Source organism: Mycobacterium sp. E735 (assembly GCF_001666955.1).
GTDB lineage: Bacteria > Actinomycetota > Actinomycetes > Mycobacteriales > Mycobacteriaceae > Mycobacterium.
In genome coordinates this window covers 1-25,413 of the sequence record NZ_LZIX01000098.1, presented here as the reverse complement: position 1 = coordinate 25,413, position 25,413 = coordinate 1, and the positions used below count along the sequence as shown (strand labels likewise).

21 protein-coding genes and 2 pseudogenes are annotated in these 25,413 nt (G+C 67.9%); 12 read left to right on the top strand and 11 right to left on the bottom strand.

From position 1 onward, the window contains the following. Positions 1–2: 2 nt before the first annotated feature. From A5704_RS08165 to A5704_RS08145, 5 genes are read right to left on the bottom strand one after another with little or no spacing between them, the layout of a single operon-like run. Positions 3–1,505, bottom strand: a complete 1,503-nt coding sequence (locus A5704_RS08165; protein ID WP_067760505.1) for a class I adenylate-forming enzyme family protein — start codon at positions 1,503–1,505, stop codon at positions 3–5. Continuing rightward, on the bottom strand, positions 1,502–2,437 hold the full coding sequence (locus A5704_RS08160; RefSeq protein WP_067760507.1) for an acyl-CoA dehydrogenase family protein: 936 nt from the start codon (positions 2,435–2,437) through the stop codon (positions 1,502–1,504). Before A5704_RS08160 ends, A5704_RS08165 begins: the two co-directional genes overlap by 4 nt. Next, positions 2,434–3,591 carry an acyl-CoA dehydrogenase family protein gene (locus tag A5704_RS08155; protein ID WP_197499217.1) on the bottom strand — a complete coding sequence of 386 codons (1,158 nt, stop codon included), beginning with the start codon at positions 3,589–3,591 and terminating at the stop codon, positions 2,434–2,436. The genes A5704_RS08160 and A5704_RS08155 overlap by 4 nt, the downstream gene beginning before the upstream one ends. Next, on the bottom strand, positions 3,588–4,685 hold the full coding sequence (locus tag A5704_RS08150; RefSeq protein WP_067760509.1) for an acyl-CoA dehydrogenase family protein: 1,098 nt from the start codon (positions 4,683–4,685) through the stop codon (positions 3,588–3,590). The genes A5704_RS08155 and A5704_RS08150 overlap by 4 nt, the downstream gene beginning before the upstream one ends. Continuing rightward, entirely contained in the window at positions 4,682–5,755 is a 1,074-nt protein-coding gene (locus A5704_RS08145) for an acyl-CoA dehydrogenase family protein (protein WP_067760511.1), read from the bottom strand. Before A5704_RS08145 ends, A5704_RS08150 begins: the two co-directional genes overlap by 4 nt. Positions 5,756–5,833: 78 nt before the next feature. Here A5704_RS08145 and A5704_RS08140 point away from each other — a divergent pair, with 78 nt between their 5' ends. Next, a complete protein-coding gene (locus A5704_RS08140) occupies positions 5,834–6,700 on the top strand; it encodes an LLM class flavin-dependent oxidoreductase (RefSeq protein WP_067760513.1) in 867 nt (288 codons plus the stop codon). Here the strand turns inward: A5704_RS08140 and A5704_RS08135 are convergent. Together A5704_RS08135 and A5704_RS08130 are read right to left on the bottom strand one after the other, a co-directional pair. Continuing rightward, positions 6,663–7,382 (bottom strand): SDR family oxidoreductase, encoded by a 720-nt coding sequence (locus A5704_RS08135; protein WP_067760515.1) that lies wholly within the window; start codon positions 7,380–7,382, stop codon positions 6,663–6,665. The two genes, A5704_RS08140 and A5704_RS08135, sit on opposite strands and share 38 nt — an antisense overlap. 10 nt (positions 7,383–7,392) lie before the next feature. Then, a complete protein-coding gene (locus A5704_RS08130) occupies positions 7,393–8,214 on the bottom strand; it encodes a FadR/GntR family transcriptional regulator (protein WP_067760517.1) in 822 nt (273 codons plus the stop codon). Positions 8,215–8,313: 99 nt separating this feature from the next. Here A5704_RS08130 and A5704_RS08125 point away from each other — a divergent pair, with 99 nt between their 5' ends. Together A5704_RS08125 and A5704_RS08120 are read left to right on the top strand one after the other, a co-directional pair. Next, entirely contained in the window at positions 8,314–10,698 is a 2,385-nt protein-coding gene (locus A5704_RS08125; RefSeq protein ID WP_067760519.1) for a CoA transferase, read from the top strand. A gap of 18 nt (positions 10,699–10,716) precedes the next feature. Next, on the top strand, positions 10,717–10,908 hold the full coding sequence (locus tag A5704_RS08120; protein WP_046185638.1) for a ferredoxin: 192 nt from the start codon (positions 10,717–10,719) through the stop codon (positions 10,906–10,908). An 8-nt stretch (positions 10,909–10,916) separates the two neighbouring features. On the opposite strand, the gene A5704_RS08115 is transcribed toward A5704_RS08120, so the two are convergent. Beyond that, positions 10,917–12,203 carry a cytochrome P450 gene (locus A5704_RS08115; RefSeq protein WP_369807448.1) on the bottom strand — a complete coding sequence of 429 codons (1,287 nt, stop codon included), beginning with the start codon at positions 12,201–12,203 and terminating at the stop codon, positions 10,917–10,919. A 102-nt stretch (positions 12,204–12,305) separates the two neighbouring features. Between A5704_RS08115 and A5704_RS08110 the strand changes: the two genes are divergently transcribed. The 5 genes from A5704_RS08110 (at position 12,306) to A5704_RS08090 (ending at position 16,528) form a co-directional block, all read left to right on the top strand. Beyond that, positions 12,306–13,433 (top strand): aromatic ring-hydroxylating dioxygenase subunit alpha, encoded by a 1,128-nt coding sequence (locus A5704_RS08110; protein WP_156670260.1) that lies wholly within the window; start codon positions 12,306–12,308, stop codon positions 13,431–13,433. Between the two features lie 11 nt (positions 13,434–13,444). Further along, positions 13,445–15,031 carry an AMP-binding protein gene (locus A5704_RS08105; RefSeq protein ID WP_067888383.1) on the top strand — a complete coding sequence of 529 codons (1,587 nt, stop codon included), beginning with the start codon at positions 13,445–13,447 and terminating at the stop codon, positions 15,029–15,031. A gap of 95 nt (positions 15,032–15,126) precedes the next feature. Then, positions 15,127–15,552, top strand: a complete 426-nt coding sequence (locus A5704_RS08100; RefSeq protein WP_067760525.1) for a nuclear transport factor 2 family protein — start codon at positions 15,127–15,129, stop codon at positions 15,550–15,552. A 56-nt stretch (positions 15,553–15,608) separates the two neighbouring features. Beyond that, positions 15,609–16,082 carry a MaoC family dehydratase N-terminal domain-containing protein gene (locus A5704_RS08095; RefSeq protein WP_067760598.1) on the top strand — a complete coding sequence of 158 codons (474 nt, stop codon included), beginning with the start codon at positions 15,609–15,611 and terminating at the stop codon, positions 16,080–16,082. Next, a complete protein-coding gene (locus A5704_RS08090) occupies positions 16,079–16,528 on the top strand; it encodes a MaoC family dehydratase (RefSeq protein WP_067760527.1) in 450 nt (149 codons plus the stop codon). Before A5704_RS08095 ends, A5704_RS08090 begins: the two co-directional genes overlap by 4 nt. A 157-nt stretch (positions 16,529–16,685) precedes the next feature. Here A5704_RS08090 and A5704_RS08085 read toward each other — a convergent pair whose 3' ends face one another. Next, the gene (locus A5704_RS08085; RefSeq protein WP_067760529.1) at positions 16,686–18,152 is read right to left on the bottom strand and encodes an aldehyde dehydrogenase; all 1,467 of its coding nucleotides are present in this window, start codon (positions 18,150–18,152) and stop codon (positions 16,686–16,688) included. A 96-nt stretch (positions 18,153–18,248) separates the two neighbouring features. Between A5704_RS08085 and A5704_RS08080 the strand changes: the two genes are divergently transcribed. Next, a complete protein-coding gene (locus A5704_RS08080; RefSeq protein ID WP_067888380.1) occupies positions 18,249–19,595 on the top strand; it encodes a secreted hydrolase in 1,347 nt (448 codons plus the stop codon). Positions 19,596–19,653: 58 nt separating this feature from the next. On the opposite strand, the gene A5704_RS08075 is transcribed toward A5704_RS08080, so the two are convergent. Beyond that, complete coding sequence (locus tag A5704_RS08075) at positions 19,654–20,802, bottom strand: aromatic ring-hydroxylating dioxygenase subunit alpha (RefSeq protein ID WP_067888376.1); 1,149 nt, start codon at positions 20,800–20,802, stop codon at positions 19,654–19,656. Between the two features lie 40 nt (positions 20,803–20,842). On the opposite strand from A5704_RS08075, the gene A5704_RS08070 reads away from it, so the two are divergent. From A5704_RS08070 to A5704_RS08060, 3 genes and pseudogenes are all read left to right on the top strand, one after another. Further along, entirely contained in the window at positions 20,843–21,742 is a 900-nt protein-coding gene (locus tag A5704_RS08070; protein ID WP_067760535.1) for a MerR family transcriptional regulator, read from the top strand. Between the two features lie 60 nt (positions 21,743–21,802). Further along, positions 21,803–22,525, top strand: coding sequence for a DUF1906 domain-containing protein (locus tag A5704_RS08065; RefSeq protein ID WP_067888373.1), 723 nt, complete (start codon positions 21,803–21,805; stop codon positions 22,523–22,525). A 543-nt stretch (positions 22,526–23,068) separates the two neighbouring features. After that, positions 23,069–24,904: pseudogene (locus A5704_RS08060) on the top strand (fatty acid synthase subunit beta domain-containing protein); the annotation flags it as partial. 60 nt (positions 24,905–24,964) lie between these two features. Here A5704_RS08060 and A5704_RS27505 read toward each other — a convergent pair. After that, positions 24,965–25,399 (bottom strand): annotated as a pseudogene (locus tag A5704_RS27505) (fatty acid synthase subunit beta domain-containing protein); the annotation flags it as partial. Between the last annotated feature and the right edge of the window lie 14 nt (positions 25,400–25,413).

Here is a 25,413-nt window from a genome sequence, read left to right as displayed (position 1 = left end):
CTTCAGCCGCCACGGGCCTCGATCATCGCCGAGCGATTCACCTTGGTCGCCGCGGTGCGGGGAATCGCGTCGACGAACTCCACGGTCTTGGGCGCCTTGTAGTGGGCGAGCCGGCTCTTCGCGTACTCGATCACCTGTTCTTCGCTGAGCACCGCGCCGTCGGCCGGCTGCACCACCGCGTGCACCCGGCGACCCCACTGCGGGTCGGTGAGTCCGATGACGACGACGTCGGCGATGTCGGGATGACCCGCCAGAGCCGACTCTACTTCCGCCGGAAAGACATTGGCACCGCCGGTGATGATCATGTCGACGCGGCGGTCGACGATGTAGAGATAACCGTCCTCGTCCAGGTAGCCGATGTCGCCGGCGGAGCGAAAGCCGTCTTCGGTGGTCGGTAGCGGCGCCGCGCCGCCGATATAGCGCGACCCCGCGCTCATCGGTGCGCGCAGGTAGATCTCGCCGTGTTCGCCGGGCCCGAGCGGTTTCGTTCCGGCGTCGAGAATCCGGATCTCGGTTTCCCGGAAACCGCGGCCGACGCTACCCGGGTGGGCGAGCCACTCGTCGCCCCGCAATGCGGTGAGCCCGAGGTTCTCGGTCATGCCGTACGCCGACACGATCTGCTGCGGGCTCAGCAGTTCGAACCAGGTGTGCATGAGCGACGGCGGCATGACAGCGGCGCCCTGCAGAATGAACACGATGCTGGACAAGTCGCGCTCCCGGACGTCGGGCCGGGCCGCTATGCGCGCCAGCATTGTGGGCGTGGCCGTGAAATTGGTGATCCGGAAGCGTTCGATGACATCCAAAGCCAGGGCAGCATCGAACTTTTCGAGTATCACCAGATGGTCGCCGGCCAGCAGGAAGAAGAAGGTGGCGAACCCGTTGGTGTGGTACATCGGCGCGGGCACCATGATGGTCTGCGGCTGGGCGACGGGCGTCCAGTTCGACAGGAAGGGCTCGCCGTGTTGGGGGGTCCACAGCGAGGGCGCCAGGCTCAGGATGACTTTCGGTATGCCGGTCGACCCGCTGCTGCAGATGCCGTTGGCGTTGGGGGAGATGGCGTCGGGCAGAGCCTCAGCGGACTCGGCACCGGCCTGGGCATCCAGGCGCCAGCGGCTCACCTCGTCGACGACGACGGCGGGATCGATCACCTCGCGTACCCGATCGCGCTCCCATTCGGGCAGGTCCCAGTGCATGGGAACTGGAACGGCGCCGATCTTCCAGCAGCCCAGTGTGGCCAGGACCAGGTGTATCGAGTTCGGGATCGCCAGGGCGACAAGGGAACCGGTTCCGGCACCTTTTGCGGAAAGCGCGCGGCCCCATTGGTTGGCGCGCGCGTCCAGCTCACCGAACGTCAGCGACTTCGTGGTGCCGTCGAGGGCGACGATGGTTACGCCCGTGTCGTCGCCGCGCTCCTCGGCGAGCTCGGAAAGCTTGGCGCCGAACGGGATTCCGTCCGCTAACGGGTTGGCCGCCCCTTCGGCCGCGATCGGTTCGGTGGCGCTCACGCCGATACCGGCCCGCTGAACAGTGTCTCCAACGAGCCATCCGGGACACCGGGAATCAGTCGCAACGCGAGCGCCTCGGCGCCCAGCGGCAAACGGATCAGCGGTTGCGTGTGACGGTCGAGCACGCTGACGTCGGACTCATCGCAGAAACCCAAGGCGCCGAGCAGCTGATGGGAGGTGCGCAGCACCTGACGCGCGGTGTCGGATGCCTTGAGCCGCAGGACGAGTGCATCAGCCGAGCGGACCGGCAGCGGTAGCGACTCCGGCCGGCAGACGGTGTATTTGGCCAACTCGTGCAGCCCGCGCACGGCGACGGCGGCCTCCGCGACGGCGAACCTGACCGCCTGGAAATCGGCCAGCGGCTTACCGAACTGCACGCGGGCGCGCACATGATCGGTGACGATGTGCAGCGCCTGCTGAACGGATCCCAGAATCCGCCATGATCCAAGCACGAGATGAAGGTTAATGTCGTCGGCGGGGACGATTCCATCGGGTGCGCCGAGGGAAGCGGGCACCAGGAACGGGCCGAGTTTGGCGCTGGTCCGCGACGCCGGCTCCGGGGGGTAGCGGTTGCCGTCCAGGTCGGCGGCGATCCAGTCGCCCGGTAGGTCGCCGTGGTCGATGCGCGGCGCCTCGGGGTTGACCAGGGCCAGGCGGGCGCCGTCGATCGCGAGCAGCTCCTCGACGAGGGGATAGGGCAACACCATCGCGCCGGCGGCCCGGCACAGCACGGCGGCGGCCAGCAGGTCGTCGGGTGCCGACCGCACATCGAGCTCGAACGCACCGACCTCGGTGAGGGCCGCGCGCGCCGCGTCCCGGATGGTGTCGTCGGTCTCGGCGCGCAACGCCGCCTGCGGGCCGCCCAGCCGGGCGAACCGCTTGGCCGCGACCGCGGCGAAGTCGCTGATGTCTTGTGGCAGATCAGTTTTCACCGGTGCTCTCCCAACACGTCGCGGGCCACCAACATCTTCTGCACTTCGATGGTGCCCGACGCCACGGTGGCGGCCTGTGCGTACCGCCAATGGTCTTCGATTGCCCCGTGCAGCGCGGCGCCGCTGCCACTGTCCAGCGCTATCGGGCCCAGCACGTCGAAGAGCAGCTCGGCGACCTGCTGGTCGCACGTCGTGGTGGCGATGCGGGCGGCACTGGCCGCGGCGCCCGCCGCCGGGTCGTCCTGCAACGACACCGCCCGGTAAGCCAGCAACCGGGCCACCCGAAGATCGACGAGCGCCCGGACCCAGCGGGAGCGGAGCGACTCGGGCAGCGTGGACCAGTCGTCCCCGAGCTGGGTGCTCATCCGGTCGAGCAATGATTCGCAGCGCGCGTAGCGGGCGATGCCGACGCGCTCGAATGCCAGCGCCTCGCGCATGACCCGCCAGCCGTCGCCGACCTCGCCGAGGACGTCGCCGGGAAGCGCCTGCACGTCGTCGAGGAACATCTCGTTGAGGTGATGTGGTCCCAGCATCGACCCGATCGGCCGGACGGTAAAGCCGGGGCGGTCCATCGGAATCAGAAAGAGGGTGAGCCGCTTGGGCTTTGGCGCCTCGGGATCGGTGCACGCCGCCAGCACACACCAGGATGCCATCAGCGCATAGGACGTCCACACCTTCTGGCCGGTGATGCGCCAACCGTCCCCGTCCGGCACGGCGCGGGTGCGCAACGAGGCGAGGTCGGTACCGGCCTCGGGCTCGGAGAAGCCCTGGCACCAGATCACATCTCCCGCGGCGATGGCCGCCAGGTGCCTGGCCTTCTGTTCGGCCGTGCCGTAGCGCATCAACGCCGGGCCGACCCAGTTGACCCCCATGTACTGGGGACCACGTGGTTCGTGCTGGGCCCACATCTCCTCGCGCAGCACCGTCTGCTGCCAGACCGAACCCCCGCCGCCGCCATGCTCTTTCGGCCAGGCCAGCGCCAGCAGTCCCTCGGCCGCCAGCAGTTTGCAGAAGGTCTCGGTGGTGGCCAGATCCCGGGGGTTCTCGGTGCAGGCGCCCAAGAAGTCGGCGGGGATGTGGTTGGCCACGAGCTCGCGCAGGTGATTCCGCAGTTGTGCGGCGTCGTCGCCGAGGTCGTAATCCATCGTTGTCATCCCTTCGGCAGCCCGAGCACCCGCTCGGCGATGATGTTGCGCTGGACCTCCGATGTCCCGCCGTAGATGGTCGCGGCAAGCGCGTCCTGGCGTTCGAAGAGCAGATCCGGGTCGCTCAGCGATTGCGTTCCTTGCGCAGCCGCGGCGAGATCCCAAACACGCTGCAAGGTAACGGATCCGAGCAGTTTCATGGAGTCGGCCTCGGGGCTCGGTCGTCCGGCGAGTTCGTTGCCCAGGGCGCGGTACCCGGTGGCCCGCAACGCCTCGGCGTCGGCGAGCAGGGAACCGAGTTCCGCGCAGATGTCCGCGGTCGGCTGCGCGTTGCGCACCGACTCGAGCCCTCGCTTGATCTCGACCCAGTTCATGATCCAGATCATCTGGCGTTCATGGTGCAGCGACGACAGGGCGACGTTCCACCCGCCGTGCAATGGACCCAGCAGGTTGTCCGCAGGCACCTCGACGTCGTCGAGGAAGACCTCGCAGAACGTCTCGTCGGAGATCGACGCCATCCGGATGGGCTCGATCCGCACCCCGGGCGAGTGCAGATCGAGAATCAGGCAGGAAATCCCGCGGTGTTTCGGGGCTTCCGGGTCGGTGCGGGCATACAGTGTGCACCACCGCGATTCATGGGCTTGGGTGGTCCAGATCTTGTGGCCGTTAACCCGGAAGCTGTCCCCATCGCGTTCGGCGCGTGTGCGCAGACCGGCGAAATCCGACCCGGCCTCCGGTTCGGACATGCCCAGCGCCCACCATTCCTCACCGCGCAGCAGCGGGACGAGCAACCGCTCGATCTGCGCCGGGGTGCCGAACTGGCGGATGCCGGGCGCGGCCACGTTGGGACCCGCGATGTTCGGCAGCTTGGGCGCCGAGCGCATCGCCGCCTCGAGCCGAACCTCCATCGCGTCGCGCAGGCCCAGCGATCGACCGCCGTGTTCTTTCGGCCAGGTCGGCTGAATCCATCCGGCCTCGAAGGCCGCCCGCTGGTAATCACGCCGCAGCGGCAGATCCCAGCGGTACTCGCGGTAGTTTTCGTAATAGTCGTTCGGCAGGAAGTCCGTCAGCCAGGCGCCGAATTCTTCGACCACCCCGGTCATGCCGCGCCGCCCGCGAAACGGCGTCCCACTTCGTGGTACAGGGCGCGGCTGTCGCCCAGCATCGCGGCGGCCTGCCATGCGTGCCGGACGTAGAGGTGGGCGTCGTGCTCCCAGGTCTGCCCGAGCGCCCCGTGCACCTGCACCGCGGTTCTCGCGCAGGTGGCCGCCGCATCGCCGGCCGCCGCCTTGGCGAGCGCCGCGGTGGTCCACGCTTCCGCGGGCGCCGTGGTCGGGTCGCCCAGCCGGGCCGCCGCGGCGTAGGTGAGACTGCGGGCGCGCTCCAGCCCGACGTAGTTGTCGGCCAAAGCGTGCTTGATCCCCTGGAACGCGCCGATCGGCGTGCCGAACTGGCGGCGCGTCTTTGCGTGCTCGACGGCCCGGTTCAAGGCGGCGCTCGCCGTGCCGACCAGGTCGGCGGCCGCGGCCACCAACGGCGCCGTCAACGCTCGCTCGGTGTCGACCGGTGCGATGGCCAGCGGCTCGGCGTCGACCTCGACGTCTGCCAGCGGCTGCGCGGGGTCGGTCGACTCGCCGGGGATGACGGTCACCCCGTCGCCGCAGCGCGCGACCGCCACCACGGCGCCATCGGGGGCGGTGTCGGCCCGCGCCAGCGTGACGAGCAGCTCGGCGCGCGACAGGTTGGGGACCGCGACCGCCCGTCCGCGCAGGCGCCCGGCGCGCAGCGTCATCGGCGCCCCGGGCAGCCGAGATCCCTTGGCGTGCACGGCCAGGGTGGCGACCACGCCGCCGGCGATGTCGTCGAGAACCGCGTCGAGGCCCGCGTCGCGTAACGCGCCGGCGGCCAGCCCGACACTGCTCAACAGCGGGATCGGCGCGATGGCCGCACCGCATTCCTCGAGCACCAGCGCGAGCTCAACCGGTCCGTAGTCGCCGGTCCCCGGGGCGGCCAATTCCGTCCAACCGAGGTCGACGACCGTCTTCCACAGCGTCCGCCACCGCTCCGGATCCGTCATCGCCTGCCGGGCGGAGTCGGGCGGGCACTCGGCACGCAGGATGTCGCGCACGGTCTCGCGCAGCGACAGCTGCTCCGCGTTCAGTCCAACATCCATAAGACCCCTAACATAATAAAAATAGTAAACTAGCGGCCCGGTCCGCAATCGCACGGGAATAGACGCATAGGTGGGCGCATGGTCGAGTGGTATTTGTTCCTGCCGCAGGTTCGGCTGTCGGCGGCCGACATCGTGGAGCGGGCCCGGCACGCCGAGGACAGCGGCTTCGACGGCCTGGCGTTCATCGATCACCTCGAGGCGCCGGGGTTGCCCGACGAAAGCATCTGGGAAGCAATGGGGATTGCCGGCTGGGTGGCGGCCAAGACGGAGCGACTGCGGATCGGCCACCTGGTGCTGTGCGACGCGTTTCGCCATCCCGCCGTGCTGGCCAAACAGGCCGTCACCCTGTCCGACGCATCCGAGGGCCGGTTCGATCTGGGCCTGGGTGCGGGATCCTGGCCCACGGAGTTCACCAGATTCGCTGTGGGTCAGCAAGATCCGAAGGCCAGGGTCGCGCAACTCGGGCGGCATCTCGAGCTGATCCGGCAGTACTGGGGCGACGGGACGGGGGAGTCCGCGCAGTCCCCCCGCCGGTCCCATCCGATACCCCTGGTCCTCGGCGGAACGGGACCGCGGATGATGGAACTCGTTCGCAGGCATGCGGATTGGTGGAATGTGCCGGCAAACCACCTCGACCGGCTGCCCAAGCTGGCCCCGGAAGCGGGGTCCGCCCGGGTATCGATCCAGCAGATGGTGGGATTTGTCCGGGCCGCCAGCGATCCCAAGGCCGTGCGCGAGGTGAGCTTCCGCCGATTCGGCAACCTGGGCTCCGGCCTGGTGTGCGGCGACGCCGACGAGTTGATCGGTCACTTCGACGGTCTGTCCGCTCAGGGGGTCGAGCGGTTCTACGTGTGGTTCACCGACTTCGCGAAGCCTGATTCCCTGCACGAATTCGGCGAATCGGTGATCAAGGCGTTCCCTGGCGGCGCCGCCGCGCCTCGGTAGGAACGACCGGCGGCCGGGCGAACGGCCCGCGCTGCACCGCGCTGAGCCGGACCTCCGGCAGGTCAAGGGACGGGTCGACGGTGTCCAGCCACGCGACGGCGTCCGCCACGTCGGAGACCCGAATCGCGTACATCTCGAACGGCACATCCTGCAGCATCTCGGTTTCCACCGGTCCCGGCGTCACGAGGTGCACGGCGATGCCGTCGCGGTCGACCTCCAGGGCCAGGGCGCGGGCGAACGCGTTCATGCCGGCCTTGGACGCCGAGTAGGCGGTGCGGGCCATCATCGGTTCGTGCGCCGCGGACGACGAGATGAACACGAACCGCGAACCCGCACGCATCTTTGGCAGCGCGGCGGAGGTGACCACGAAGCACGAGTCCAGGTTGGCCGAGATGATGGTCCGCCACTGCTCGAACGTCTGCTTGCGCGCGTACGTTCCGCCCAGCGTGCCCGCGGCGTGGACGACCAGGTCGATGCTTTCCAAAGCGCTTGTGGCCGCGACGAATCCGTCCGGATCCGAGGCGTCGGCCACCAGGTGACGCGCGCCGATCTCCTGGGCGGCGGCACGCAACGGAGCCTCGCGACGCGCGGCCAGCACCACGTCGTAACCCAGCTCGACCAACTTGCGACCGCACGCCTTGCCGATCCCGCCGCTGCCGCCGGTGACCAATGCGGTTCTCAAGGGGCGCCTCTTAGGGTTGCCGGAAATCCCGCGTCCGCGACAAAGCCTGCGGCGACAGCGCGTGGATACGTTGGTCGTGCCGATCCGAGAGCACGTAGGTCTGCGTGTCGGCGAGATGGCGACCCGCGATGCGGCGCGCCCTGTCGACGTCGCCCTCCGCGATGGTCTCGGTCAGCTTGACATGCGTGCCGAGGACGGCGCGGCGTTGAGCCAGCGAGGGGTAGGTGCCCCGGGCCGCGCTCTCGTCCGCCCACTGTTGTTCGTGGCTGGTCCACAGCGTCTCCAAGCTGCCGACCACCGCGATGATGGTGTGGTTTCCGCAACCGCGCACCACGAGATCGTGGAATTCCCGGCCGATTTCGGTGAACAGCGCGCCGTCCTCGATGTTTTCGGCCATGGCGTCGTTCACCCTGTTGAGCTCTGGAACCAGCGTGTCCGCGCGGTCCGGCCGCCGGGCGGCCAGCGCGGCGCACGCGGGCTCGAGTTCCTGCAACGCCATACCGAGGTCGGCGACCGCGACCGACTCGCTTTGCAGCAAGAGCCCGAGCATGTACGCGGCGCTGGTCTTCGCCGGCGCGTGCACGACCGCGCCGCCGCGATTACCCCGCCGGACCGAAACCAGGCCCTCGGTCTCGAGGATGCGCAGCGCTTCGCGCAGCGAAACCAAACTCACGTTGAACTGCTCGACGAGGACCTCTTGGCGCGGCAGGAGGTCGCCGTCCGCCAGGTCGCCGTTGATGATCTGGCGGCGCAATTCGTCGGCTACGATCTCAGCGATCCGCGGCGCCGACAATCGGCGACGGGCGTCGCGCCCAATTCCCAAGTCGGTCATCCGATCCTCGAAACCAATCAACTCGCTGGCTTAGCTATTTTAGCAGTAATGGTATAAATAGCTTCTTCGATCGCGTGTCGATCGGGAGGGCGGGTGTAAGTGAGCGAGCGGTCCGACAGCCGGCCCACACCGCTGCACGACCTGTGTGTCGTCGAGATCAGTGACCGGATCGCCGGCAGCTACTGCGGGAAGCTGCTGGCCGATGCCGGGGCGCAGGTGCGCAAAATCGAACCGCCGCAGGGTGATTGGCTCCGCCACTACTCCGCGACGCGGTCACCGGTGCCGGACGGGCAGAGCTCGCCGTTTTTCGCGTATCTCAGCGCAGGCAAGCGCAGCATCACGTGCCCGCCCGGCTCCGCGCGGTTTTCCGCGGAACTCGCCGCGGCGGACGTGGTGGTGCTCACGGCCGGGCGCGAGCGGGCCGCGTCGCTGGGCGTCGACCCGCAGCTGCTGCTGGCCGCGGCTCCGGGCGCGATCATCGTCACGATCTCCGACTTCGGCTGGACCGGACCGTACGCCGGGCGAGCCGCCAGCGAATTCACCCTGCAGGCGTGGGCGGGCTCGCCCGGCTTCCGGGGTGATCCCGCCGGGCCGCCGATCTCCATCGGCGGCGACCTAGGGGAGTACATGGGCGGCGTGTATGCCGCGTTCGGCGTGCTGGCCGTGCGCCGCCGCGTCGAACGCGGCGGACCCGGCGAGCACCTCGACCTGTCCATGCTCGAGGCCCTGACCGCGATGCAGAGCAGCGAATGGCTGCACTCTCAGCTGCTCCGCGTGCCGCCGGTTCGCCGCACGCTGGAAGTCCCGTCGATCGAGCCCGCCAAGGACGGCTACGTCGGGATCACCATGGTCACCGGCCAGCAATGGCTCGACTTCGTCGCGATGGTCGAGTGCCCGCAGCTGGAGGAGATCGAACAGCTCCGCTTCCAGATCGGCCGGTGGGCCTACCGCGACCTGATCCGCGAACAGATCGGCCCCTGGCTGGCTGAACGGACCGTCGAGGAGATCGTCGAGCTCGGCCAACTGTTCCGGTTGCCCATCGCGGCGCTCGGCAACGGCTCCACGATCCGAGAGATGGAGTACGTGACGCAGCGCGGCGCCTTCGTGGCCAACCCCGCCGGCTTTCACCAGCCGCGAGCGCCGTGGCTGATGTCGGAGTGCGCGCCCGCCCCACCGCGCGTAGCCCCCGCCCTGGGCGAGGCTGACGATGAAAACGCTCCGCTTCCAAGAGAAATGGCCGTGGTGTCGCCGGCGACGGATCTTCCCCTGTCCGGTGTGCGCATCGTCGACCTGACTGCGTTCTGGGCCGGTCCCGCGGCGACCCACCTGCTGGCCGCGTTCGGCGCCGACGTCGTCAAGGTCGAATCGATACAGCGGCCCGACGGCATCCGCTACTCGGGCGGCATGCGCACCGACGTCGACGATTGGTGGGAATACGGTTGGGTCTTCCACGCCATGAACACCAACAAGCGTTCGGTGACATTGGATTTGGGATCCGAAGACGGGCGGCGCCTGTTCACCGAGCTGGCCGCCGGCGCAGACGTGGTGATCGAGAACTTCTCACCCCGGGTGATGGAGCAATTCGGCCTGACCGCCGACGTGCTGCTGGACGTCAACCCCAAGCTCGTAGTCGCCCGCATGCCCGCCTTCGGGCTGGACGGCCCGTGGCGGGACCGGGTCGGATTCGCCCCCACCATGGAGCAGATCGCCGGCCTGGCGTGGGTGACCGGACTGCCCGACACCCCGCCTGTCACGCCGCGCGGGGCATGCGACCCGCTGGCCGGCGTGCACGCCGCCTTCGCCGTGCTGGCCGCGCTGAACTTCGCCGACCGCACCGGATCGGGCCAGCTCGTCGAGCTGCCGATGCTGGAAACGGTGCTGAACGCCACCGCGATACAGGCGATCGAGTCGGAGGTCTTCGGGACGACGCTGACCCGGCGGGGTAACCGCGGTTTCGGCGATGCGATCCAGAACATCTACCGCTGCGCCGGGGAGGACGACTGGATCGCGGTCACCGTGCGCGACGACCGGCAGTGGCATGCGCTGGTCGAGTTGATGGATCGACCGGCGTGGTGTGACGAGCAGCTGTCCACCGTCACGGGGCGGTGTCAGCGGGCCGACGACCTCGATCGCCGGCTAGCGGAGTGGTTCGGCCGGCAACCGCGTGACCCGACGGTGGAGCGCTTGGCAGCCGCGGGCATACCCGCCGCTCCGGTCGTGTCGCCGTCGCTGGTCACCGACAATCTCCAACTGCGCCACCGGGGCTTCCTGGAGACGCTGCACCACCCCAGCACCGGCGCGGGCTTGTACCCCTGCCCACCGTTCGCGCGGCTTTCCGGCCAGGACAGCTGGCTGTTGCGACCACCGCCGCGGTTGGGCGAGCACAATGAGGACGTGCTGCGTGATCGGTGCGGGCTGACCGACGAAGAACTGACGCGCCTCGCGAGCAGCGGGGTGATCGGGACCCGACCCAAGGGCCTCTAGAGAAGTGGAGGGCATCTGATGCGCGTGACGGTTGACGAAAACCTTTGTGAGGCCAACGGTTTCTGCGAATCGCTGGCGCCGGAAGTCTTCGAGCTGGGCGACGAGGACGTGGTGCAGATCGCGGACGGACCCGTGCCGCCGCGGCTCGAGATCGACGTGCGGGCCGCGGTGGACCAGTGCCCCAAGGCCGCGCTGCGGCTGATCGACTGACCTGGCGGCTAGCGCCGCTCGGTCAGCGAGATCGACATCTCGTCGTAGATCGACATGTTGGTCATCAGGTTCGGATAAGCCACCGTGGCCGGCCCGATCTCGATCTCGTCGCAGCGCAGCAACAGCTCGTCGAAGACCGCGCGAAGTTCCGCCCGCGCGAGCATCGCGCCGAGGCAATGGTGCGGTCCCCCGCCACCGAAGGCCACGTGCGGGTTGGGTTGACGGCCGATGTCGAAGGTGAATGGCGAGGAGAAGACCTCCTCGTCACGGTTCGCCGACCGCAGCATCGACACCACCCGCTCGCCCTTGGCGATGTGCTGGCCGTCCATCTCCACGTCGACCTTCGCGGTGCGCGTCCAATAGGCCACCGGTGACGCCCAGCGCAACACCTCCTCGATCGCGGTCGGGCGCAGGCCCTCGTCCGTCCGATAGCGTTCGATCTGCTCGGGGTTGGCGAGAAAGGCCTGCAGCCCGATCGCGAGTGCGTTCTTGGTGGTGTCGCTGCCGGCGAAAGCCAGGACGAAGAAGAAGAATTCGAGTTCGTTGGGGGGCAACCTGAATTCCACACCGTCGTCGCCGGTGATCACCGCCGACGCCAGGGTGCTCCAGATGTCATCGGTCGGGTTACGCCGCTTCTCGGCGGTCAGCTCCATGGCGTAGTCGAAGACCGAGGCGAAGAGCTCGAGTTCCACCTGCCCGGTCGGACGGGCTTCGGGCGCAAGCGCCTTCAGGATGCGGTCGAAGAGGTCGAATACGCGCGGTCGGTCCTGATCGGGGATGCCGATGATGTCGCCGATCACGGTCATCGGCAATGCGTCGGCGACGTCGGAGATCCAGTCGCCGCCGCCCGCGGCGAGCAGGTCGTCGATCATCCGCGCCGCGCGCGCCCGGATGCCGTCCTCCAGCTTTGCGATCGCTCGCGGATTGAACGCATTTGAGATGAGTTTGCGGCGTTTGTTCAGGTCCGGGGGGTCCAGCGTGATGATCGTTGGCGACGACGAGAACATCGCGACCGGCTGAATCAGCGGCCCGTCGGCCGCGGTGAACGACTCGGTGTCGCGGTGCAGGCGAACGGCGTGCCGGTGTCGGGTCGCCACCCAGAAATCGCGGTGCACCGTCTTGGCCACGCCGGGGGTCAGTTCGTGCCTGAACAGTGGCGTGTTGCGCCGCAGGTCAGCGAACAGGTCGTCGGGAAACCCGTTGCGCCACAGGGCGAAGTCGGAAAGGTCCACCGCCGCAGCCGTCATCTTCAAACCCCGCTCTGTCGGACGCGTTGGCGCCGCGTTGACGTTCAATGCTTAAAATAGTAAAAATAGACCTTGTCGTCGAACCGCGGTGATCGAAGGGCGGCCCAGTTGCGCTCGGCTCGCCTGGGCAGGGCGGGATATGGAGAGCTCGTGACGCATACAATTTCGGACCCGGCTTCGGATCCGGCGGGAGATCCCTCGGAACGCGAGTTCGGACAGGCCGGCATCGCGCTGTCGACCTATCGGTTCCCGACCGGTTGGTTCATCGTGGCATTCGGCTCCGACCTGGCCGCCGGGGCGGTCAAGCGGGCGCACTACTTCGGTGAGGAACTCGTCATCTTCCGCACCGAGTCCGGCCAGGTGCACGTGATGGACGCTTATTGCCAACACCTCGGCGCCAACCTGGGCGTCGGCGGCACGGTGGAAGGCGACAACATCGTCTGCCCCTGGCATGGCTGGCGCTGGCGGGGTGACGGCACGAATGCGCTGATTCCCTACAGCAAGATCGGTTGCAAGAACAACGTCCGCATCCGCACCTACCCGACCGTGGAGTGGTACGGCTTCATCCTCGCCTGGCACGAGCGGCACGGGCGGGCACCGTACTGGCAGCCGCCGGTGCTGCCCGAACTGGAAACCAACGAGTATTACCCGCTGCACCCGCACACGCAGATGCTCAACCGGGTGAAGGTGCACCCGCAGATGATCATCGAGAACGCCGCCGACCCGTACCACGTGCAATACGTGCACAAGGCCGCCAATCCCGCCACCACCGCGTCGTTCGAGGTCTCCGGGTATCACCTGCACGCGACCGTCAACGCCCATTTCGGCGGCGGGCGCGCGTCGACCTGGCTGACCCCCAACGGGCCGGTCGACGCCAAGATCATCTACGACAACTACTCCCTGGGGCTGGGGGTGGTCCGCTTCCCGAGCGAGCTGGTGGCCACCGTGCAGGTCACGGGGCAAACGCCGGTCGACGAGGACTACACCGACTACTTCTACACACAGGCGTCGGTCCGCGAGCCCGGCGATACGGGCGACGTGCCGACCGGTCGCGCGGCCAAATTCCTGGCGCTGCAGCAAGAAGTCATCAAACAGGACTTCTTCACGTGGGAGAACATGAAGTACCTGGAGAAGCCGAACCTGGCTCCCGAAGAGGCGCACGACTATGCGGCCCTTCGCCGGTGGGCGCACCGCTTCTACCCCGGCACCGAGGCCTCGCCGTCCGACTTCGGTTACACCGCAGCCGGTGAGCCCGATCCGGCGGCCGCGAAAGCCTAATCGGCGAGCCGATGCACCCCGACCGGAGCGCGCCGTTAGGGCCCTCCGATTTCGGCGTCGACGATTTCACCGTGCCGGCGGTGCTCGACCGGCGCGCCGAGCAATATCCCGACCGGGTGATGATGTCGATCGCCGGCGTCGAGGTGACCTTCGAGCAGATGCGGCAGCGGTCCTGCGCCGCGGCGAACATGCTCGCGGACTTCGGCGTTGGCCCGCGTGACTGCGTGGCGCTGTTCACCGCAACGTGCCCGGAGTGGGTGTACTTCTGGCTGGGTGCGGCGCGCCTCGGCGCGGTGAGCGCGGCCGTCAACGCCGCCAACAAGGCAGACTTCCTGCTGCACGCCCTGCGGTTGTCGCAGGCCAAGGTGATCCTCACGGATGCCGAGCGGCGGCCCAGGGTCGACGAGGTTGCCGACGCGCTGGAAGCCGCGCCCAGCGTTGTGCTGCAAGATGATTCACTCCGGGCGGCATTGAACCGCGGCGGGGGGCCGGCGGTCGCCGGGGCGCACACCGCGGCGGGGGAGGTGGGATGCCTGTTCTTCACGTCGGGCACCACCGGCCCGTCCAAAGCGGTTGCCACGACATGGCATTACCTGTTCACCGTGGCCGCGACCGTCGCGTCGGCCTGGGAACTGCGGGACGGGGAGGTGCTCTGGACGGCGATGCCGCTGTTTCACCTGAGCGCGGCTCCCAGCGTGTTGGCGCCGATGCTGTTCGGCGCGACGACCGTGCTGGCCCAGGCGTTTCACCCCGGCCAGGTGTGGGACGACATCCGTGCCCGCGGCGCCATCGGCTTCGCCGGCGCCGGTGCCATGGTGTCGATGCTGCACAACCTGCCCGCGGACCCCCGGGACGCGCAGCTGCCACTGCGATTCATCTCCGCGGCTCCGATCGACGCCAAGGCGTATCGCGACATCGAAAACCGTTACGGCTGCCGGATTGTCACGATGTACGGGATGACCGAGGCGTTCCCGATCGCCGTCAAGGCCCTGGCCGACGAGGGGGTCCCCGGGACGTCGGGGCGGCCGAATCCGAACTTCGACGTACGCATCGTCGACGAAGCCGGCGACCCGCTGTCCGCCGGTGCGGTCGGGGAGATCGCCTGCCGGGCCCGGTACCCGGGTGTGATGAGCGAAGGCTATGTCGGCGAAGGCTCACGGGTGGTTCCGCACCAGGAATGGTTTCGCACCGGCGACCTCGGCCGGCTCGACACCGAAGGCAACCTGACCTACGTCGACCGCCGCAAGGATTCGTTGCGCCGGCGGGGAGAGAACGTTTCCTCGGTCGAAGTGGAGGCCGTCGTCATGAGCCATCCCGCCGTGGCCGAAGCGGCCGCGGTCGGGGTGCCCAGCTCGTTGGGCGAGGACGACATCCTGCTGGTGGTGACGTTGCGGCCCGGGACCACAGTCGATTACACCGAGCTGCTCGATTTCTGCGCGGCCCGGATGCCGTACTTCTGCGTGCCGCGATTCGTGGAGACCGTCCGCGAACTTCCGAAGAACGTCATCGGGCGGATACGCAAAGACCTGTTACGCGAGCGGGGGGTGACTCAGGAGGCGTGGGATCGTGAAGCTCAGGGCTATAACGTTAGCCGGTAAGTTACGTTAATGTTACGTAATCGTCGGAAAGTTACTTTAATGTTACGTCCGTCCGCTCGTTGGCAGTCGTTTCCCGGGAGAGTCTGGAGACCGCAATGACCATGTCCTATCAGGAACAGCAAATGCTGCAGGCCGCCACGGGTCGAGCCGCCATCCTCAATCTGAACGCCCGGCACAACCGGGCCTACTCCGACGGCGACCGCGAGCGCTGGATCGCCACGTTCCGCCACTCCGGCGCGACCTACCACCGCGACGGCGACACGTTCGACGACCTGCGTGCGGCGTTCGACGGAGGTGACGGACAACGGCTTGTCACCCTCGACCACGAGATCCGCGTCGACGGGGTCAACGCGACACAGCATTGTGTCGCCGTGCTTTTCGCCGCCATGTACGGCGACACCACGTTGCGGGCCACCGGGATCTTCCGGGACACGCTGATCTATGAGCGTGGCGGCTGGTACTTCACTTCCCGCACGCTGCAATGGGATTCGGTGCCCAGCAGGCACCCGCTCGTTATGTGAGCGGCGTGGATCTGAGTTACGAGCTGGCCTTCGGCACCTACGAAGACGCGCTGCGGATGGTCGGCGCGGCCAGCGAGCCCCGCACCGCGGCCACGGCGGTCAGCGGCGCGCGCATCCAGTTGTTCGCGGCGATGGTCCACGACCGCAATCGGTCCTATTGGGACGCCGACTTCGCGAACCGGACGTGGGGCGGGCTGCCGGCGCCCCCAGCGATGTTGATGGGTTGGCTGATCCCCCCGCCGTGGCTGCCACAGGGCAGGCCGCCGGCGGCGTCCCTGGTCCTGCGGGTGCCGTTGCCCGGCACCACCTTCATCAACGCGGCCAACGACGTCGAGTTCCTCGAGCCCATCGTCGAAGGTGACGTGCTCACCGTCGTCGAGGAACTGGTGTCGGTGTCGCCGGAGAAGCGGACGCGGCTGGGCGTCGGCCATTTCGTCGAGACGCTGGAGACCTATCGCCGCCAGGACCAGACGGTGGTCGCCACGTGCCGCAACACGTTGTTTCGGTTCACCCCGGGGGGATCGCCGTGAGCGACGACGGCCTGGACTTCGACGCGATCACCGTTCCGGCAGACCTGCCCGAGGTGGTCGACCACATCAGCTACCAGCGAGTGGTCGAGAACGCCGGAGCGACGTGGGACTACTTCCCGGGCCACTTTGACCCGGAATATGCGCGGCGCCAGGGCAATCCGACAATCTACGTCAACACGATGCACCTCGCCGGCTTCGCCGACCGTGTCGCGACCGACTGGGCGGGCCCGAGCAGCCGCGTGGTGCGGCGCTCCTTGCGGCTGACGGGTTCGGTCTACGCCGGCGACACCATGATCGGTCGGGGACGCGCGGTGGCCAAGCGTCGCGACGACTCCGTGGACCCGCCCCGCTGTCTCGTGGACATCGAGATCCAGGTGACCAATCAGCACGGCGCGCTGTGCTGCCCGGTCGAGCTCACCCTGCAGCTGCCCGCCAGTGGCCGATGACGACGTAGCACCGCCGGGCCGCGACCCGTCATGGCGGCCGGAGACGGCGTAGCGATGGCCGCGACCATGGGACGGGTTCGGATTGTGATATCACCGGTGATATCGCAAATGGCAATCGCCATATGCCCCCGATCACGGGCAGGGCACTGACGGCGGGTTATAGCGGCGGCAACTGCCCCTTGCACACCAACGTCTGCAACTCGACGTATTCGTCGAGCCCCTCCGGGCCGAACTCGCGTCCGATGCCCGATTGCTTGAAGCCGCCGAAGGGGGCGCCGATGTCGAGCGTGTACATGTTGATGCCGTACGTGCCGGTGCGCACCCCCGCCGCAATCTCCATGCCGTGTGCGATGTCGGAGGTCCACACGGAACCGGCCAAACCGTAGTCGGTCTCGTTGGCGATGCGTATCGCGTCGTCCTCATCGCGGTAGCGCAGCACGGTCAACACCGGGCCGAAGATCTCCTCCCGGGCGATGCGCATGTCGTTGGTGGCGTCGGCGAAGAGCGTCGGCCGCACATACCAGCCGCGGTCCGAAGGGCTGTCCAGGCCGCCGAGGACCACGCGGGCCCCCTCGGCCTGACCCGACTTGATGTAGTCCTGGACGCGGCGTTGTTGCCGTTGCGCGACAAGGGGTCCGATGTCGGTGGTGTCATCGGCCGGATCGCCGACCTGCAGGGCCGACATCATGTCGGCGAGCGCGTCGACGACCTCGTCGTGTCGCCGGTCGCTGACCAGGATGCGGGTCTGGGCGACGCAGGCCTGGCCATTGTTCATCAGGCCTGCGGTTTTCAATCCGGCGACGGTCTTGCCGATGTCGGCGTCGTCGAGAATGATCGCCGCGGATTTACCGCCCAATTCCAGGCTCACCCGCTTGAGTTGTTCGCCGCACAGAGCGGCGATGCGGCGGCCGACGGCGCTCGACCCGGTGAACGCGATCTTGTCCACACCCGGATGACGCACCAGCGCCTCGCCGATCTCGGGGCCGCCGGGCAACACCGAGACCACCCCTTCGGGCAGGTCCAGCTGCTCGATCATCTCCGCCAACCACAAAGCGTCCAGGGGAGTTTCGGGCGCGGGTTTGATGATGACGGTGCACCCGGCGATCAGCGCCGGGATCAGTTTGGGCATGATCAGGAACTGCGGCACGTTCCACGGGACGATCGCGCCGACCACCCCGACCGGGGCCCTGCGCAGGTGCACTTCGCCGAGCACGCCCTGGCGCCGTTCCTCCCACGGGAAGTCGCGCGCGGCGGCCAGCGCCAGATGGATGAGCGTCGCCGCAGCCGCCCCCTGGCCCATCCGGCTGAAGCTGCGCGGGGAGCCCATCTCGTCGGTGATCAGGTCGGCCATCTCCTCGATGTGGCCGCCGTAGATCGTGGCGAGCTGCTCGACCTTGGCCATCCGCTCGGCGTGGGACATCCGCGGCCACGGGCCGTGGTCGAAGGCGCGGCGCGCGGCGGCGACGGCCGCTTCGACGTCCTCCGGCCCGGCCACCTGGACGTGTCCGACCGGCTCTTCCGAGTGCGGGGAGATGACGGCGAGCTGTTGGGGATTGGCGGGCTTACGCCACTGCCCCCCGATGAAGAGTTCGCTGTAGGACCGGTGGTCGGCAATTGCTGTCATCGGGCACTTCCTCGACGGTTGGGCGCGCGCACATGGCGCAGTGACCGTGATTTCGCTATTGACGCTAACATAGCGAAAAAAGCAGCGAGGCCCCATATGACCAGCGATTGGCGCAGTTACCCGTTCCAGTTGGTGCCCGGCGACAGCCAGCTGGACTTTCCCGCCGCCGAGGGCGAACACCCGGACCAGGAATCGGACACCTGGTTCATCGCCGGGCAGCTCGATGCCGCCGAGGACGACCGATCGTTTGCCTTCCTGACCATCTTCAACAAGAACCGGCCCGGCGGGACCGTGGTCGCGGACTTCTACACGCTGGCGCTGTTCGATCTCGCCACCGGTGACTACGGCACCTACACGGACTACGACATGCCGCCCGCCAACATGAAGCCCGGTGCGCAGCGCAAGCTCAGCCTGGCGCCGGGTTATCTGGACATCCATTACTCCAGCGGGGCCGGCACCGCGTCGTGGACCACGTGTCGCGACGCCGACGGGGAGCTGCTGCCCTACACCTATCGCGTCAGCCTGGTCGGCGAGGATCAGTCGGGTCGTCCGATGCGCCTGGACTTGGCCGTAACGCCAACGCGCGCACCGACACCGGTGGGCGCCTCGACATACAACGGGAAGATCTGCTGCTTCGGCCAAACCGAGACCTACTCGTACTTCCAGACCGGCATTGCGATGACCGGCACGCTGCGTTGGGGCGATGTCGTCGAACAGGTTTCCGGCAGCAGCGGTCACATCGACCGGCAGTGGTTCCCGAAGTACGCGGGCGGCGGCGGGACCGGGGGAGACCCGCGGGCCCGGTCCCATGAATGGCGCACCATCAACTTCGACAACGGCGTGGACCTGAGCATCTGGCGGCAGTTTGATCGCACGAACGCCAATGCGCTGCAGCCGTTTACCGGTGTGACGATGAGTCATCCCGACCCGGCCATCCCGCCGGAGTGCGCCGAAGACGTCGAGGTCACGGTCAGCAGCTATGTGCGATGGCCGGAGGCGGTGCAGCCGTTGGTGCGGCCGCATGCGGCCGCCCGATATATGCCGGATCGCCACCGGATCACCTGCCGCACCATGCAACTCGACATCGTCGGGGAACCACTGGTGCCCGCGCCCGCGCACGGCCTGCCCATCGAATACATGGAGGGCCCGTACCGCTACAGGGGGACCCTGTGGGGCACGCCCGTGACCGGTTTCGCGTTCAACGAGCGCTCCCTGGCCCTGTATCGGGACTGGGAGCTGGTCGAGGTGCTGGCCACCACCGTCGCGAACCTCGAACCCGCCGACCGGGACCTGCAGACGGCCGCGGGCCTGCTGGTGCAGCTGTTGGCCCGGGGACGCCGACAGGAAGCGGTCGGGCTGTTGACCACGGTGCGCGCCGCCCAAAGCGACGATTTGGCAACGCTATTGGATGACCTCGTGGCGGCGCTGACCGTCGACGATTGAGGGAGCCGCATCGAGACTGAAGCCACGCACACGTTCTGCGGCGTGTCGTGTGCGCGGTTTAGGTGTCGCGAACCTCGGCGAGCGCCCGGTCCCAGGCGATGTGGCGATGTTGCAGCCCGGGTTCGTTGCGGCCGAACAGCAAGTGGTCGCGAACGCCCGAATCGAGGTTGGCCTGCAGGCCCTCGACGAGGCGGTAGTCCTCGTCGCGCACGGTGGCGTGGGCGTACTCGAAGACCGCCTGCGCGCCAGCCGCCACCGATTCGTCGGTCAGATCCAGCGGTGTCGAATTCTGGTGCACGGTGACCGAGTTCCCCGGTCGATCGCCGGGGTAGATCCGGAACAGCTCGCCGTTGGCGATGGTGACCGACAGCACGATGTTGGGGAACAGCGCGTAGATGACGACCATGTTCTGGAACGGATCCCACCGATCTTCGGGGACCTCGTCCAGCCGCAGGATCGTGTTGAGCGGGAAGATCAACCGGTGGTGCGGACCGAACGAATCGAAGACCGTGCAGTTACTGCGGGCGATCGTGGCGAAGGTCTGCTGGTGGACGGTGGCGAAATGGTAGTTCTCCGAGAAGGTGTCGACCGCGAGCTTCCAATTGATCGGGCAGTCGAGCACCTTCTCGCCCAGCGGCGACCACCGCCCGATGCCCCACGAATCGAGCTCGGAGGCAAGCGGGCCGAGGTGTGCGGCGACGTCCAGTGGAGAGCCGGGATCCATTGCGATCCAGAGGAATCCGGCGAACTCGGCAGCCGGGAGTTCGGTCAGGCCGTCGACTTTGACGCTGATGTCCGGGAACCCTTCCCGACCCGGCAGGCCGACCAAGCGCCCGGTGTTGTCGTAGGTCCACGCGTGGTACGGGCAGGTGAATCGCTTTGCGCTGCCGCATCCCGTCGCCACTTGCGACTGGCGGTGCAGGCAGACGTTGTTGAACGCCTTGACCGATCCGTCGGCCGTGCGGGTCAACAAGATGGACCGGCCCATCACCGTCTTGGTGCAATACGCGCCGGGGGAGGGTAACTCCGAGGCATAGCCGACCAACTGGGGGCTGGCCATCACCAGGGCGCGGTCCTGGACGTGGCGCTCGGTCGACGTGTATGCCCGCGCCTCGACCCGGTGCTCCTGCGGGGCGAGATCGGTGGTCCTGTCGCGCGCCAACTTCAAGGCGCGGCGGGTGAGGTCGATCAGCTGGTCGCGTTCCATCTGATCAGTACAGACCTTGCCACAGTTGTAAGGTCAAGGGGTGGCTGAGCAGTTGCTGATCGGCGACGTCACGGCCCTGACCGGGATCGCTTCCGGTCGCATCCGCCACTACGAGAAAATCGGCCTGCTGCGCGCCGAGCATCTGTCCAACGGCTACCGGGTCTTCGACGTCGAGCAGGTGCTCGACCTGTTGCGCATCGATTTGATGAGGAGTCTCGGCGTCAGCATCAACGACATCCAGCGGCTGATCGCGGGTGGGCGCACCACGTTGGCGGGTGTGCTCGATGAGCACCGCACGTTGTTGATGCGTCAGCGCGACCGGCTGGACCAGCTGATCGCGGCCATCGATCGCTCCCGTGCCGCCACCGATTGTCCCGCCGAAGACGTCAACGAGGACATCCTGCGCAGGCTCGCGACCACCCACCGCGACAGCATCGGGGTCATCGGGCGGCTCAGCGCGCCGCTGTCCGAGCCCGTCGCCGCCATGTACGCAGACCTGTTCGAGGAGTGGGACCTGCCGGTTCCGGTGCTCTTCGGGCAGATGGTCCTGCCGGCGGCGGCCAGCACCCTGCTGGCGAAACTGGCCGAGACGCCGGGGCGCCAGGTGTTGTTCGATCGATTGCGTGACCTCGCCGGCGAGGTCATCAAGTTGGCCGACGACGGCGCGGCCACGGAGCTCGCCCGGCGTTGGATCGACAACCAGCTCGCCGACCCACTGCCCGACGACGTGGTGTGCGTGCTGCGGGGAGTGCAACCGTCACTCGAGCGCGACCCCGTCATCGTCCAGGGCTTCCGGGCCTGGGCGGGATCGATCAACCCGGCGGCCGCACACTTCCTCGACGAGATCGCCCGGCAGACCGCCGGCCGCGGCCTGGACGGCGTGAGCGTCATCGTGCTGCCCACGGCGGCGTCACCCCAAACCCAGGATGCGGCACCGTGATGCAGATGTGACCAGTGTGGTCAATGTGTCGGATGGGGTTACTGTCGTACCCTGTCGCTTGTGTCATCGGTTTCGCGGCGCGACCTCCTCAGACTGGCGGCCGCGACCCCGGCCTTGGTGGGCCTGGGCGTCGCGGGCGCGTCCATGGGCGCCACACCGGCGTCGGCGTCGCTCGGCACCCTCTTGGACTACGCGGCCGGCGTCATCCCAGCCAGTCAGATCCGGGCCGCCGGTGCCGTGGGCTCGATCAGGTACGTATCGGACCGGCGACCCGGCGGCAACTGGATGCTGGGCAAGCCGATCCAGGTCGCCGAGGCGCGTGACCTCAACAGCAACGGGCTGAAGATCGTCTCCTGTTATCAGTACGGGAAGGGTGACACCGCCGATTGGCTCGGCGGGGCCAGCGCCGGGCTCCAGCACGCGCAGCGCGGGATGCAACTGCACGCCGCCGCCGGCGGCCCCGCCAGCGCACCGATCTACGCCTCCATCGACGACGACCCCTCTTACGACCAGTACAAACAGCTGATCGCGCCCTACCTGCGGTCCTGGGAGTCGGTGATCGGTCATCAGCGCACAGGTGTGTACGCCAATTCGAAGACCATCGACTGGGCGCTGCACGACGGTCTGGGCTCGTACTTCTGGCAGCACAACTGGGGGTCACCCAAGGGATTCGCCCACCCGGCCGCCCATTTGCATCAGGTCGAGATCGACAAACGCAGCGTCGGCGGCGTCGGGGTGGACATCAACGAAATCCTCAAGCCGCAATTCGGCCAGTGGGCCTAGCCGCCGGGTTTCCGTCACCCGCCACCGTCGGGCCGCGAGTCTTAGAGATCCCAGCAAACACTCGTTCGCTCATTTCTGGCGGCGGCGGGCGCGGATGCCGCCCGCGCGACGCGGCCGAGGCGGGATCGACGCGGCTCGACGGCTCGAAATTTTTACATAACGATTACATAACAAAACTGCCTTGATCAGCGCAGTTATAGCTACTCGACCGTAACCACCTGCACGCAGCGGGTTTGTTCGCGGGGCCCGCGCCGCCGATTCAGACCGGTGTTACCCACGACACGGTTACCCATGCGTAGAACTCACCAGTAACCAATCACCACGCGAAACGGGGGTCGATCCTTATGACACTCTTAGTACAGCCGATGCAGTCCGCCGCGCCGCTCCACCCATGCGGACGGCCCGCCGACAACACACCGGTCAGACGGATTTTCGGTCGCGATTCGATGCGGAATCGACGGACTCTCTCGAGTTCCTGTCCCCTTCGGACCGGCTGAAAGCACTGATACGTAAGACGTACATGACGCATTGAGGGAGATAGACGTGACGATCCACGAGCACGACCGGGTGTCCGCCGATCGCGACGGGAAAGGCCCCCACGCACCTGCCGGGGACACCCATGCTCTGGTCGACCGTCTGACGGCCGGCGAGCCGTACGCCGTCGCATTCGGGGGCCAGGGCAGCGCCTGGCTGGAAACCCTGGAAGAACTGGTGTCGTCGGCCGGGATCGAGGCCGACCTGGCAACGCTGGTCGGTGAGGTGGAGCTGCTGCTCGAGCCGGTGGCCAAAGAGCTCGTGGTGGTGCGCCCGATCGGTTTCGAGCCGCTCACCTGGGTGCGGGCGCTCGCGGCCGAGGACCCCGTCCCGTCGGACAAGCACCTGACGTCGGCCGCGGTGTCGATTCCCGGCGTGCTGCTCACCCAGATCGCCGCCGTGCGCGCGCTGGCGCGCCAAGGCATGGATTTGAACGACACCCCGCCGGTGGCCGTCGCGGGGCATTCGCAAGGGGTGCTCGCGGTCGAGGCGCTCAAGGCCGCCGGTACCCGCGACGCCGAACTGCTGGCGATGGCCCAGCTGATCGGTGCGGCCGGGACGCTGGTGGCTCGTCGGCGCGGAATCTCCGTGCTCGGCGACCGCCCACCGATGGTGTCGGTGACCAACGCCGACCCCGAGCGCATCGGCCGCCTGCTCGACGAGTTCGCGCAGGACGTCCGCACCGTGTTGCCGCCGGTGCTGTCGATTCGCAACGGCCGGCGCTCGGTCGTCATCACCGGCACCCCCGAACAGCTGTCCCGGTTCGAGCTGTACTGCCAGCAGATCTCCGAAAAGGAAGAGGCCGAGCGCAAGAACAAGCTTCGCGGTGGGGACGTCTTCGCACCGGTCTTCGACCCGGTGCAGGTGGAGGTCGGCTTCCACACGCCCCGGTTGGCCGACGGCATCGACATCGTCGGCGGCTGGGCCGAAAAGGTGGGGCTCGACGTCGCGCTGGCGCGCGAGCTGACCGAGTCCATCCTGGTGCGCCGCGTCGACTGGGTCGAGGAGATCGGCCGGGTGCACGACGCCGGTGCGCGCTGGATCCTCGACCTGGGGCCCGGTGACATCCTGACCCGGCTGACCGCGCCGGTGATCCGGGGCCTGGGTGTGGGCATCGTGCCCGCCGCGACCCGCGGCGGGCAGCGCAACCTCTTCACCGTCGGGGCCGTCCCCGAGGTGGCGCGGGCGTGGTCGACGTACGCCCCCACGGTGGTGAGCCTTCCCGACGGCCGGGTCAAGCTCTCGACGAAGTTCACCCGGTTGACCGGACGCTCGCCGATCCTGCTCGCGGGCATGACCCCGACGACCGTGGACGCCAAGATCGTCGCCGCCGCGGCCAACGCGGGGCACTGGGCCGAGCTGGCCGGCGGTGGGCAGGTCACCGAGGAGATCTTCGGCGCACGCGTCGATGAGCTCGCAACGCTGCTCGAGCCGGGCCGCACCTATCAGTTCAACGCGTTGTTCCTCGACCCGTACCTATGGAAGCTGCAGGTCGGCGGAAAGCGGTTGGTGCAGAAGGCGCGTCAGTCCGGTGCGGCGATCGATGGCCTCGTCATCAGTGCCGGCATCCCCGACCTCGAGGACGCCGTGGAGCTGATCGAGGAGCTGAACGACGTCGGCATCAGCCACGTCGTGTTCAAGCCCGGCACGGTCGAGCAGATCCGCTCGGTCATCCGGATCGCGACCGAAGTGCCCACCAAGCCGGTGATCATGCACATCGAGGGTGGGCGCGCCGGCGGCCACCACTCCTGGGAAGACCTCGACGACCTGTTGCTGGCAACGTATTCCGAGCTGCGGTCGCGCTCCAACATCACCGTCTGTGTCGGCGGTGGAGTTGCCCTCCCCGATGGCGAGCTCGACGTAGCGCTGCAGCCACTGCAGGTAGGTCATGTCGGCGACGTCGCCGAAGTACGGCTTGGCCGTGTTGGCCATCGCCGCGATGATCTCGTCGCGGCGAGCCGCGACGGCCTCCGCGTCACCGGCGACCTCGTCGAGGAGCCGCCCGCACCGCGAAGCGCTGTTGTCGATCTCGTGGATGTCGGCGCCCAGCTGGCTGCGGCTGGAAGCCATGCCGCCCACGGCTTTTCCGGCGCCCACCCACTGGTCGGTGCCCTGCGTCTCGACCAGCATCCGCTTGACCGACGGCGACGTGGTGGCCTCCTTGGCCGCCATCGCCGCGGTGCCCACCAGGATGCCGTCGATCGGCATCAGCGGGAAGCCGTACTCCTGCGCCCAGCGCCCGGACAGGTATTCGGCCGCCCGCTCGGGCGTGCCGATTCCACCGCCGACACAGACGGTGATGTTGGAGCGCGACCGCAGCTCGGAATACGTTGCCAGCAACAGGTCGTCGAGGT